This is a genomic window from Pseudoalteromonas sp. Of11M-6 (assembly GCF_022347905.1).
GTDB lineage: Bacteria > Pseudomonadota > Gammaproteobacteria > Enterobacterales > Alteromonadaceae > Pseudoalteromonas.
In genome coordinates this window covers 1-12,292 of sequence record NZ_JAKRFW010000022.1, presented here as the reverse complement: position 1 = coordinate 12,292, position 12,292 = coordinate 1, and the positions used below count along the sequence as shown (strand labels likewise).

The window sequence follows — 12,292 nt, the reverse complement described above, 5'->3', positions numbered from 1 at the left end:
CTTACCTTCTACTAGGTACGCAGTGTTGAGATGACACGGGAAGTGCGTTATTTACCCCGATGTGCAATTGAGTAAATAACCATGAATTACTAATAATTTTGGTGGAACCATTATGCAACAGTTACCTACCGTAGACTATCAATCGCCAAATGCTGCGAAAGAATTTGTAGAATCTTTAAGAAACACGGGTTTCGGTGTACTAAAAAATCACCCAATTCCACAAGAGTTGGTTGAATCAATCTACAAACATTGGCAAGAATTTTTTAATTCAGAAGAAAAACACGAATTCCTTTTCAATAAAGAAACTCAAGATGGTTACTTCCCACCAGAAGTCTCTGAAGTTGCGAAAGGTTTTACAGTCAAAGACATCAAAGAGTACTTTCACGTTTATCCAAAAGGTCGCGTACCGGCTCAATTAGAAGCAGAGATTCGTGAATATTACCGTTTAGCGAGCGAGTTTGCTCAAGAATTGCTAAGCTGGGTACAAGCTGAAGCGCCTGCAGATGTGAGAGCGAGATTCTCTATTGATCTTAAAGATATGATCAAAGAATCAGAGCAGACATTACTGCGTATTCTTCATTACCCACCAATGACAGGCGATGAAGAACCAGGTGCAATTCGCGCCGCAGCTCATGGTGATATCAATTTACTTACTGTATTGCCAGCGGCAAATGAGCCAGGCCTACAAGTGCAAAGACAAGATGGCAGCTGGTTAGACGTACCATGCGACTTTGGTTCGTTGATTATTAACATTGGTGACATGTTGCAAGAGGCATCGGGTGATTACTTCCCATCGACAATTCACCGTGTGATTAACCCTACGGGCAAAGCGTCGACGAAATCTCGTATTTCATTGCCGCTATTCTTACATCCAAGACCGGATGTTGTGTTGTCAGAGCGTTACACTGCAGATAGCTATTTGCAAGAGCGTTTAAGAGAACTTGGGGTTAAGTAATCTGCGAATAACCTGAACGATAAGGTTAAATCGATAAAGCGACTTGATGTAATATTGAGTCGCTTTTTTATTATGTGTCTAACAATCCCTAATCTCTGTTAGTCCTTGTAATTTGACGATTATTGCAATTTTTCACTGACAATCCTCACAATCTGTGCAATATTAGTTTTTTTCAAAATGAAGAAATTTCTTGAAAAATTTAATGACAACGCTGTCATTTGTTGTGTAACATCAATTCAACATGAATGAAAAACCGTGTCCAACGAAAACAATAACGCGGTCTAATCCAGAACAAAGTAGGGGTCTTTACATGATGGCTAAACAGGTTAACCAAGACCAACTATACATCGGCGTCGATGGTGGTGGAACAAAATGCCGCGCTACAATTTATTCTCTTCAACATGGCGTTTTGGGTACGGGTCTAGGCGGTCCTGCGAATCCCTTACATGGTTTAGAGCGCACGCTTGAATCCATCATGGTGTCGACACAAATGGCGTTACAAGACGCGGGTCTTCGTGTTGAACAAGTACATGAGCTAAATGCAGGCCTTGGCCTTGCAGGTGTTAACTTACCCGCGCTCTATGACAAAATCATGCAATGGGAGCATCCCTTTAAACAAATGTTCCTTACCACAGATTTACACACCGCGTGTATTGGTGCTCATGAGGGTAGCGATGGTGCAGTGATTATTACGGGCACCGGCTCCTGTGGTTTTGCCTTAGTTGATGGTAAAACAGTGAACTATGGTGGCCATGGTTTTGCGCAAGGCGACATGGGCAGTGGCGCTTGGATGGGATTAGAGGCGGTAAAAGCTGCGTTACTCGATCTTGATGGCCTTGGCGAAAAAACATCATTGAGCCAAGTATTACTAGAGCACTTCAGTGCGAAAGGGGCGATGGGTATTGCTGAACAAATGGCTGGGCAGCCGTCTAGTGGTTATGCAAAGCTGGCTCGTTATGTATTAGAGCAAGCTAAGCAAAATGATGAAATTGCCCTTTCTATCGTAAAGTCTGGTGCGGAATATATTAGTCGTTTAGCGAAGCGCTTACTTGAACTAAACCCACCTAGACTCTCTATGATCGGCGGATTATCAGAGCCGCTACAACCTTGGCTCGACCCAGAAGTTGCAAAGCAAGTCCAATTACCTAAACAACCTCCTGAAATGGGGGCAATTTACTTTGCAATTCAAAGTGCAGGTCAAGAATTAAAAAAGGCGAACTAATGACGACTCAATGTTATTTTGCTCCAGAATTTTTTGATGGTGAAAGTTTTAGAAAAGACGTTTATTTCGAAGTTAACAACGGCCAAATTCGTTATCTAACTGAGTCGCTAGTAACCAATGTATCTAAGCTATCAGGGCTAGTTGCACCAGGTTTTATTGATGTGCAAGTTAATGGTGGTGGCGGTGCATTTTTTAATGCCGAGCAATCCACGACATGCTTGGCGACTATGGTTAAAGCACATGGCCAGTTTGGTTCCACGGGATTAATGCCAACCCTTATCACTGACAAGATTGAAGTGATGCAACAAGCGGCAGATGCAACAGCAGAAGCTATTGCTACTAATCAGCCTGGAGTGCTTGGGATCCATTTTGAAGGTCCACACTTATCTCATCCTAAAAAGGGTACGCATAGCGAAAAGTTCATTAGACCAATTTCAGAGCAAGAGTTTTCGGTATACGCGCGTCAAGATTTAGGCATCAAAATGGTAACTTTAGCACCTGAAACTGTGCCACTTAGCGATATCGAACGCTTGATTTCTTTGGGTGTGAAAGTGTGTATCGGTCATTCAAACGCGGACTATGACACCGCTAACGCTGCACTCAATGTTGGCGTGGATGGCTTTACTCACCTATTTAATGCAATGTCTGCGTTTACTTCCCGTGAGCCGGGCGTTGTCGGTGCCGCGCTTTGGAATGACAATAGCTGGTGTGGTTTGATTGTTGATGGCCATCACGTTCATCCATTGTCGGCGCAGCTTGCGATTCGTACTAAGCAGCGCGGCAAAGTGATGCTAGTGACGGATGCGATGCCTCCGGTTGGGACAGGTGATACGGAGTTTGACTTTTTTGATGGCAGAAAAGTTATTCGTACTGGTGATCGGTTAAATTCAACAACCGGTGAGCTTGCTGGTAGTGTATTGGATATGGCAAGTGCGGTGCGAAATACCGTCAATACGCTTAACGTGAGCCTAGCGGAGAGTTTACGCATGGCTTCTCTGTACCCTGCACAATATCTTGGCCTGTCTCAAAAGGGGCATCTAAGATCGGGCGCTGATGCTGATTTCGTGGTGCTCGACAGCGATTTGATTGTGAAACAAACCTATATTGGTGGTCAGTTGTTATAACTGATTTGTAATTGAAGAGTGGACGGAAACGGCCGCTTAAGTTTCCCTGATTAAACCTCGCAGCAGTACCGCGGGGCTTTGCTTTTTTAGCTTAGCCGATATTTTTGGCTAAGCATGGGTGGATCGACAACTCAGAAAGTTACAGTAATGTGCGTAATGCTCAAACCAAACCTTGAGGCAAATGGATTTGCTTGATTGAGCGATCCATAGTTAATGTTTTCACGCGGATAAATAACAATGACAACGAATAATAAGCCAAAGCGACTTGCGTCTTTAGATGCCTTACGCGGCATGGATATGTTCTGGATCTTAGGTGGCCAGTCTATTTTTGCGGCACTGTTTGTATTGACCGGATGGCAAGGGTGGAAGGCGTTTGAAGCGCACACGCTACACAGCCCTTGGCATGGCTTCACTTTTTATGATCTTATCTTTCCACTGTTTATCTTTTTATCGGGTGTGGCGATGGGCTTGTCGCCTAAACGTATCGACCATCTGACCTTTAATGAACGTAAACCGTTTTATCTCAAAGCACTGAAGCGCCTTTTGTTACTGTGTGCTTTTGGCGTGTTATACAACCATGGTTGGGGAACTGGGATCCCAATGGATCCTGACGGTGTTCGCTACGCCAGTGTATTAGGTCGCATTGCGTTTGCTTGGTTCTTTTGTGCTTTGCTGGTTTGGCATACGAGTTTGCGAACCTTGGCCTATGTGGGTGTAGGCATATTGATATTTTATTGGTTATTGCTTTGCTTTATCCCGGTTCCTGGTGGGCAAGCGGGGGACTTAAGTGCAAATGGTGTTGGTAGTTGGAATGCGTTCATTGACACGTATTTACTGCCAGGGATCAGTTATCAAAATCGTCCGGTTGACCCAGAAGGTGTGCTGTCAAGCTTACCTGCCATTGTAAATGCTATCGCAGGTGTATTTGCTGGTCGTGCGATTGCCAATGCACAAACGCAGGGAGAGTGGAAAACCGTTGGTATTTTGGCAGGCTCTGGTGTACTTGTTTTAGCACTAGGTTGGCTTTGGGACATGCAATTTCCAGTTAATAAAGAACTGTGGACAAGCTCATTTGTGCTAGTAACCGTTGGCTGGAGTGCAATTCTACTTGCGGTATTTTACGCGATAGTAGATGTACTCAGCTTTCAACGTTGGGTGTATCCATTTGTTATTATTGGGGCTAACTCCATTATTATTTATTTAGCGTCAAGCTTAGTGAATTGGACCTTTATTAGTAAAAGCGTATTTGGTGGCGTGATTGCCGCCGTGCCAACTGCGTGGCAACCATTAATTGCTGTTTTTGCGCTACTGGCGGTACAGCTTTTAGTGCTGCACTGGATGTATAAACGCCGTATTTTTGTAAGTGTATAATATTCACAAGCCTCCTTTCAAAAAGCCCACCGTTGTGGGCTTTTTAACACCTTTAGATTGCATAGAGTAAAAAATATCCATATTTTTTTTCACTTTTGCTTTACAAGCGAATTATTTCTGATAATAATGACAGCGTTGTCATAATGGTAATAACCTAATGTTGTATATCCCAATTAGGTTCGATCTGACCTTGCTTTGATTGCACGCGAGGCAAGGCTCAGATCCCATTTTATTCTAATCATCTCAACATTTGGTTAATCGTATGCAAGTAGTCATTTTAAAAGACGCTGCCGAAGTGGCAGCATATGGTGCAGACATTTTTACAACGCAATTAAAGCGTAAAGCTAACTCTGTGTTGGGATTAGCGACGGGTTCAACACCGGTTGCTTTGTATCAAGAATTAATTAAGCGTAACCAAGCAAACGAAATCAGTTTTGCGGAAGTTACCAGCTTTAATCTAGATGAATATTTAGGCTTAGATGGCTCGCACCCACAAAGTTATCGTTACTTTATGCAGCAGCAGCTATTTGACCATATCAACATTGATAGAAGTAACACGCACGTACCGCCGGGTGATGCAAAAAATCCAATTACGGCGTGCGGCGAATATGAAGCGCGTATTAAATCTGCTGGTGGTATTGATGTGCAACTGTTAGGTATTGGCAGAAATGGCCATATTGGCTTTAACGAGCCATCTTCTGGATTGACGTCACGCACTCGGGTTAAAACCCTAACGAAAGCGACGATTGATGATAATGCTCGTTTTTTTAAAGCTGATGAGTACCAACCTCATTTGTCAATCACAATGGGTATTGGCACGATTTTAGATGCTAAAAAAGTCGTGTTATTAGCGACTGGTGAAAACAAAGCTGATGCCGTTGTTGCTATGGTGGAAGGCCCGTTAACTGCGGCGTGTCCGGCTTCGGCACTACAAATGCATCGTGATGCTGTAATCGTCATCGATGAAGCTGCGGCATCTAAGCTAAAAGATATTGAATTCTATAAGCATATTGAAAACGAAAATCAAAAGCTGTTGGACTATCTTGCCTCTCTGTAGTGTGAAATCACACTGTAGTTTTCAAAAGCCCATTTATGGGCTTTTTTTTTGCCTGCACCTTTGTGCTATGGTAGCTTTAAGGTCTCGCCGAGGTGGATAAAATGTTCCAGAACACGAAGGAATAGGGGCTTGCTGTATTACACTCAAATGACGTTAGACAGAGCGTCTAACGAAAGAAAAGATCAAAACTGGTTATTATCTCAAATGGGTGACAATAGTCGCTGGTTATTAATTCAAGACGACGCTAATTTAGTGCATGCCCGAGATAATGAATTACACTATCTTTCTCGCACAGAAGTCGCTGATTTAGCACTTCAAGACGCGATATTCTTAGGTCGTGACGAAGCGCACAGCTATTTTGCGCTTGACGTCTCTAAACAACGAGACAAGCTTTCTTTTATTGACTCCGAGTCAGAATTCATCGATATGCGCCAAGTGGGTCGTAACTTACCAAAGCAGCAAGGATCAATTGGCGTGCTTGCACGAGGCTTATGTTACTGGCATAAAACCCATTGTTTTTGCGGGCGTTGTGGGCAACCCAATAAAATGGTTGAAGCAGGTCACGCAAGACGCTGTGTTAACCCAGAATGCCGCCATATGACGTTTCCACGTACAGATCCTGCCGTTATCATGCTAGTCACTCATGTTTTCCCTGATGGCGTTGAACGCTGCTTGTTGGGCCGTCAGGCAATTTGGCCAGAAGGCGTATTTTCGACGCTGGCTGGGTTTGTTGACCCCGGCGAGTCGTTAGAGCAAGCCGTGATAAGGGAAGTGATGGAAGAGGCGGGTGTTGAAGCATACGACGCCACTTATATTGCCTCACAGCCTTGGCCGTTTCCGTCTTCACTTATGCTTGGGTTTATCGCGAAGGCGAAAACCACAGAGATTTTTGTCGAGCAAGATGAGCTTGAGCAAGCTAAATGGTTTTCACGGGCGGAGCTTAATACATTTTCAGAGTGGGGCGATACAAAGCCCGGCTATAAACTCACCAGAGAAGACTCGATCTCCAGATATTTAGTTGAATACTGGCGTGCACAATCAGAAGAGTAATTATGAAAAAGCATACTAAAATCGTTGCTGCTGGAAGAAAAGCAGAATATACCAAAGGGGTAGTAAACCCAGTTGTTCAGCGCGCCTCTACCGTAGTTTTTGAGAGCGTTGCCGAAATGCAAGAAGCGATAAAAGGACGTGGACATCGCACTTTGTTTTACGGCCGCCGTGGCACCAATACCCATTTCGCCTTGCAAGATGCCATTACAGAGCTTGAAAATGGTGCGGGTTGCGCCTTATATCCGTCTGGTGCTGCTGCTATCGCACAGTCACTACTGTCATTTTTAAAAGCTGGCGATCACTTGCTGATGGTGGATACTGTCTATGAACCAACCAGAGATTTGTGCGATAAGCTGTTAAAAGGCTATGGTATCGAAACCACTTATTATGACCCTATGGTTGGCGCTGGTATTGACGCGTTAATTCAAGACAATACCAAAGTGTTGTTCTTAGAGTCTCCAGGTTCAATCACCATGGAAGTTCAAGATGTGCCAGCGATGGTTGAAGTTGCAAAGCGCCGTGGCGTTATCACTATGCTTGATAATACGTGGGGTAATGGCTGGCAGTTTCGTCCGCTCGATCATGGTGTTGATATCAGCATTCAAGCCGCAACCAAGTATATTGTTGGGCATTCGGATGTCATGATGGGGGTTGCCGTTGCAAATGAGCGCTATTGGCCTGAGCTTAGAGAGCACTCGTATTTACTTGGTCAATGTACCTCTGCAGATGATGCTTATTTAGCACTACGTGGGTTACGTACTATGCCTGCGAGGTTAAAACAACATGAGCAGTCGGCAATGACAGTGGCGAAATGGCTCGAAGCGCATCCGCTCGTGGATCACGTTAGACATCCCGCTTTTGAGACTTGCCCTGGCCATGAATTCTTCAAGCGAGACTTTGATGGCAGTAATGGCTTATTTTCAATCGTAATGAAAGAAGGTAGCCAAAAGGCGATTAACCGTTTCTTAGATGCCTTATCCCATTTTAAAATGGGTTTCTCATGGGGCGGCTATGAAAGTTTAGTTACAGCCAATAAAACCATGGAGCATTTGCGATCAACTACAGGTTGGACACTTGGCCCCGTGATCCGCCTTCACATCGGTCTTGAAGATGTAGAAGATTTGATAGAAGATTTAGAACACGCACTTAAGGTCTACGAACAAAACCTCGCGAAATCTTAAAACTTCGGCTCAACTTATCAGTATTGGGTGCTTCACTTTTAACGAGGCACCTCGGATTTATTGAGCCATAATCGCTGTTGGATCAAGACTGAAAACTGTAGAAAGCAATACCAGTTTGGCGCAGTTTAAGCGTAAAGCACAGGGAACCTTTAGAGGGAGGTAATGTCCAAGAGCTACGTCATGAAAGTATTGCAAACTGAATTCAAGGAAAGGTGATGAAGTTAAACAGACTGATTATGTTACCGATAATCTCACTCAGCGCTTGTGTAGTAATGCCTGTGCAAGATACTGCTCACACCAACAAGTGCGAGATTTCATCGGATAGAAAAACCCTAAAGATAGTCGATGTTGCAGATGAAACCAATACGTATTATTCCGTGAGTGGAATTATATTAACGCCGATACTCGTTCCTACTACTGCTATTATTTCGGGAACTTATGTGCTGGCAAATAATGCCTATCGTCTTGGGGAAGAGACGATAAAATGCGAAAACAAATCTTAAAACTAACTACAAACTTATTTAATTGTTGCGTCGTGTTTTGTATTTGAACATAGCGCAACGCCTCAAAACCACTTGTGCGAGCACCTTGGGTTGCTGCGTTTTTATTAAGTATCTAGCCTTCAGATATCTCCTTTTTTACAACTGTTTTCTAATACATTGAAAAAATATAGATATTTTAATGCTTTTAAGTTGTTTGCGTTTCCTTTTTCCCTTCAGAGCGAACGTCCATATATGTCACTTATTTTCCTCTCAAATAGGCTAACGCGTTAAGTGCAATTTTTTGTGTGTTGATAGCCACATTTCGTTGGTCGGCAAGGAAGACTAAAAATTGTGTAACCTCTTCCGTTCCCATTGTCTCAGGGTGACGCTTGTGGTGAAAGTTAATGAATGCCTTAATCCAATATAGGTAGGTTTTTTCTGTACTAATGCTGTAACCACGCATACGCATTTCTTCCTGAAGACCTTTCAGAAATGGGCTTTTTAGACTCATGATAACTGCTTACCTTATGTGGCTGTGTACATATACAGTGTTATCTGAAGTTCTCGGATATCAAGGAAAATAATGAAAAAAATTTTGCGCGTTTACGTATGAATAAATTAAAAATGTTATTTTTATCAATAGGTTATTTGTTTTTGATTTGAAATAATAGGTTTGGGAAACGCGCATGCGCATTTTTCCAGATGGTATATTTAGCAGAATGCTGATAAGTTCTTTGCATACTGATAGTTAACTGCGCGCGTTTTCACTGGTCTAACGAGGTAAACGCGCATGCGCATGAATAAAATGTTATGTATCTAAGGAAGGCTATGGGCATTAGTTTCAGCAAAATGTTAGAAAATCATCACCGAAGAATTAACGATGAGGCGATAGGTGAATTCAGAGAGTTGGTAAGAAAATCAATTTCTGACTGGGAGGGTAAAGTTGATCGTGAATGGACTGAATTGTCACCAGATAATTTTGTAGATGCCAGAGATGTTGAAGAGTACAGAAATGTTCTCGATGATCAATATTACCTAGCTGCACAGGTAAAGAATCTTGCGAATGAATTGGCTGTCACAGCGTTGTTTAAGCTCGTAGAAATTCATACAAAAAGAGTTGTCGAATGGCATCTTCCATCCATCGACTCGAAAAAATTGTTCAATATAAATTCATTAAAATCAGCGCTTCCATTCAAGTTAGAGTCAGTTAATAATTTCGAAGCATTTGATGAACTAAGAGAGTTAAATAATGCAATCAAGCATGTTGGTCATGTTTCTGAAAAATTGGCTAATAATCATCAGGGGCTAGGTTGGGTACAAGGCGATGAGTTTGCTAACTTGGACGAAGTTTATGAAAGGCTATCTCCTAAAATATCATCTTACATGGACTCTCTTGCTCAGGAAATTTATCGTAACTCAGAGCGAAGCGATACATAACAAGGTTTTAAAGTCGGACTCGTAACAGTTTGCTCGGTTCCACTTCGTTTCACATTTTAGCAAACTGTTTCTCGCCACTTAAAAGCGGCGTTAGGGCAATTAGAGTTTTGCGAAAGGAGTAAGAATGGCAAATATAGGAACGGTTGATTTTTATATTGGTGTACCAAGTTTACCTCGTGAGGACTTTGAAAATTATTCAACACAGCTATTCGATGAATGGGAAGCTTATGTTGAAAAAAACCTTGATTTAAAAGACTACTCCCTCGTTCTAGAGGTTGAAGAGGGGTCGATCCAAGCTAAAGGTAAAATACTCGCAACAGCAAGTGTTTTGTATTTTGGTATTGCCCAATATGGTTCGTTCATTTCAGGTTTACAGACAATACATAACCAAGTTAAAGCCGTTGGTGATTACTTGGGAGAAAGAGCCAGTTTTCCATTCGATCTCACAAGAGTTAAGCCCAAATTACGAAAAAGAGGTGAGTCTCTTGCTCGTATAGAAAGTCTATTTGTCAAAGTTCAACGTGGCGAATTAACTGTAGAAATGGCGATGAAAGAGACTGAAGCTATCTTTGGCGAAGATCTCTGCCTGAGTTGTTGCAGCTCAAGCATGGTCAGAGTACGGTGTTGTTGCCATCAAACACAGACGCCCTGTGGTTGGCTGCACTGCTCAGGGCGCTGTCTTGATCTGCTGGCACAATGAGTCTGTTTACTTGCACCGCCAGCCAGTAGACTTTCGTAAATCCATCAATGGCCTCTCGGCGATTGTTGAGCAAGAAATGGCAGCACACGCGATGAGCGGTCAGGTGTTTGCGTTTTGCAATAAAAACAAGGACAAGCTGAAGGTGTTATATTGGAATAAAACCGGCTTTGCCTTGTGGTACAAGCGCCTTGAAAAAGACAAGTTTAAATGGCCCGACAAAGAAGACGATGACGTCATTACACTCAGCGCCGAACAATGGCAGTGGTTATTGTCTGGCTTATCGGTCATTGCCCACAAGCCGCTCAGCTATGGTTATAACGTATGATCATAACAGGGGTTTTTAGATCACGAATTAATCTAAGCTATTAATTTAAAAACAGTTACTCTGTTGATACAGTAGACTGCATGAAAGAAATGAATAAACTGCCTGATGATCCTCAGTAGTTGAAGCAGATCATTGCTCAGCTTCAGGCGCGTAATAACTATCTCGAAGAACAATTCAGACTGGCCCAGCAAAAACGCTTCGGGGTCAGCAGTGAGTCGCACCCTGCACAAGCTGACTTGTTCAATGAAGCCGAAACGCTGGTTGAAGAAGCACCTGAGCAAGACGTGGAAACCATTGAATATCAGCGCAAAAAGCCGACACGTCAGCCACTGCCAAAAGATCTGCCCCGCGAACGTGTTGTGCATGACATCGACAATAAACAGTGTGACTGCTGTGGCGGTGAGCTGCACAAAATGGGCGAGGATGTGAGCGAAAAGCTGGAATTTATCCCGGCCCAGGTCAAAGTCATCGAACTCGTCAGACCAAAATACAGCTGCCGGCACTGTGAAAAAACACAAACCCGGGTTGAGATAAAACAAGCCCCAGTCCCACCGAGCCCGGTCCCTAAAGGCATAGCAACGGCCAGTTTGCTCAGCCAGATCATCACCAGTAAATATCAGTATGGCTTACCGCTGTATCGACAGGAAAGCCTGTTCAAACAATATGGTATCGCGCTGAGCAGGCAGACTATGGCGGACTGGGTGATCCGCTGTGCCAGTTTATTTAAACCGCTCTACGACAGACTGCACGAAGTGTTGCTACAGCAACCGGTGGTGCACGGCGATGAAACTACGGTTAAGGTGGTGAAAGAAGACAAACAGACCAGTTACATGTGGCTGTATTGCAGCGGCACGGACTCGCCTGTGGCATTTTTACAGGGCTACAACGGCTATCTGCAAGTTGACGGTTATGCAGGCTATGAGCAAACGCAGGCGACACTGGTTGGTTGCTGGGCGCACGCAAGACGCAAGTTCAAAGAAGCCGCAGATGCGCAGGCCAAGGGTAAAACTGGTAAAGCGAACTGGGCGCTCAACCATATTCAAAAGTTATATCGAGTTGAGACTGCAAACAAAACAGCAAGCGCAGAGGAGCGGCAGGCTGCACGGGTACAACAAAGCGCACCGCTGCTGGCCCAGTTTAAAACCTGGTTAGATAAATCAGCACAAACGGTGGTACCAAAATCGAAGCTGGGCGAGGCCGTCCACTATACGCTAAGGCAGTGGCCGAAACTCATTCACTACCTCGATGACGGACATCTAAAGATAGACAACAACCGGGCAGAGCGCGCTACTGTCCACTTCCCCTTTAATGGCACACCTCTAAACTGGAGTTTTCCAACTTAGTGCGGTAAATCGCCGGAGGCAAGTTACCAAGGCTCTCATGTGTTC

The 12,292-nt window shown here is 43.7% G+C and carries 11 protein-coding genes and 2 pseudogenes; 12 read left to right on the top strand and 1 reads right to left on the bottom strand.

Features of this window, described 5'->3' with window-relative positions; translation table 11 throughout:
• Nucleotides 1-112: 112 nt before the first annotated feature.
• The 8 genes from MHN32_RS12425 (at nucleotide 113) to MHN32_RS12390 (ending at nucleotide 8,463) form a co-directional block, all read left to right on the top strand.
• Complete coding sequence (locus tag MHN32_RS12425) at nucleotides 113-955, top strand: 2OG-Fe(II) oxygenase family protein (RefSeq protein WP_017219251.1); 843 nt, start codon at nucleotides 113-115, stop codon at nucleotides 953-955.
• A 310-nt stretch (nucleotides 956-1,265) separates the two neighbouring features.
• Entirely contained in the window at nucleotides 1,266-2,177 is a 912-nt protein-coding gene (locus MHN32_RS12420) for a BadF/BadG/BcrA/BcrD ATPase family protein (RefSeq protein ID WP_010604059.1), read from the top strand.
• Nucleotides 2,177-3,301 carry an N-acetylglucosamine-6-phosphate deacetylase gene (gene nagA, locus MHN32_RS12415; RefSeq protein ID WP_239421845.1) on the top strand — a complete coding sequence of 375 codons (1,125 nt, stop codon included), beginning with the start codon at nucleotides 2,177-2,179 and terminating at the stop codon, nucleotides 3,299-3,301. Before MHN32_RS12420 ends, nagA begins: the two co-directional genes overlap by 1 nt.
• A 237-nt stretch (nucleotides 3,302-3,538) precedes the next feature.
• Entirely contained in the window at nucleotides 3,539-4,672 is a 1,134-nt protein-coding gene (locus tag MHN32_RS12410) for a DUF5009 domain-containing protein (protein WP_239421844.1), read from the top strand.
• Between the two features lie 262 nt (nucleotides 4,673-4,934).
• A complete protein-coding gene (gene nagB, locus MHN32_RS12405; RefSeq protein WP_010604062.1) occupies nucleotides 4,935-5,729 on the top strand; it encodes a glucosamine-6-phosphate deaminase in 795 nt (264 codons plus the stop codon).
• A 147-nt stretch (nucleotides 5,730-5,876) separates the two neighbouring features.
• Nucleotides 5,877-6,779: an NAD(+) diphosphatase gene (nudC, locus tag MHN32_RS12400; protein WP_239421864.1), complete on the top strand. Its 903-nt coding sequence runs from the start codon at nucleotides 5,877-5,879 to the stop codon at nucleotides 6,777-6,779.
• Between the two features lie 2 nt (nucleotides 6,780-6,781).
• Nucleotides 6,782-7,960 carry a cystathionine beta-lyase gene (locus MHN32_RS12395; protein WP_239421843.1) on the top strand — a complete coding sequence of 393 codons (1,179 nt, stop codon included), beginning with the start codon at nucleotides 6,782-6,784 and terminating at the stop codon, nucleotides 7,958-7,960.
• Between the two features lie 215 nt (nucleotides 7,961-8,175).
• Entirely contained in the window at nucleotides 8,176-8,463 is a 288-nt protein-coding gene (locus tag MHN32_RS12390) for a hypothetical protein (RefSeq protein ID WP_095727881.1), read from the top strand.
• A gap of 250 nt (nucleotides 8,464-8,713) precedes the next feature.
• On the opposite strand, the pseudogene MHN32_RS12385 reads toward MHN32_RS12390, so the two are convergent.
• Nucleotides 8,714-8,953 (bottom strand): annotated as a pseudogene (locus tag MHN32_RS12385) (site-specific integrase); the annotation flags it as partial.
• 317 nt (nucleotides 8,954-9,270) lie between these two features.
• On the opposite strand from MHN32_RS12385, the gene MHN32_RS12380 reads away from it, so the two are divergent.
• From MHN32_RS12380 to MHN32_RS12365, 4 genes and pseudogenes are all read left to right on the top strand, one after another.
• Entirely contained in the window at nucleotides 9,271-9,879 is a 609-nt protein-coding gene (locus tag MHN32_RS12380; RefSeq protein ID WP_239421842.1) for a hypothetical protein, read from the top strand.
• A gap of 124 nt (nucleotides 9,880-10,003) precedes the next feature.
• Nucleotides 10,004-10,579 (top strand): hypothetical protein, encoded by a 576-nt coding sequence (locus MHN32_RS12375; RefSeq protein WP_239421841.1) that lies wholly within the window; start codon nucleotides 10,004-10,006, stop codon nucleotides 10,577-10,579.
• Complete coding sequence (gene tnpB / locus MHN32_RS12370) at nucleotides 10,560-10,904, top strand: IS66 family insertion sequence element accessory protein TnpB (RefSeq protein WP_239421840.1); 345 nt, start codon at nucleotides 10,560-10,562, stop codon at nucleotides 10,902-10,904. Before MHN32_RS12375 ends, tnpB begins: the two co-directional genes overlap by 20 nt.
• 119 nt (nucleotides 10,905-11,023) lie before the next feature.
• A pseudogene (locus MHN32_RS12365) lies at nucleotides 11,024-12,193 on the top strand (IS66 family transposase); the annotation flags it as partial.
• Between the last annotated feature and the right edge of the window lie 99 nt (nucleotides 12,194-12,292).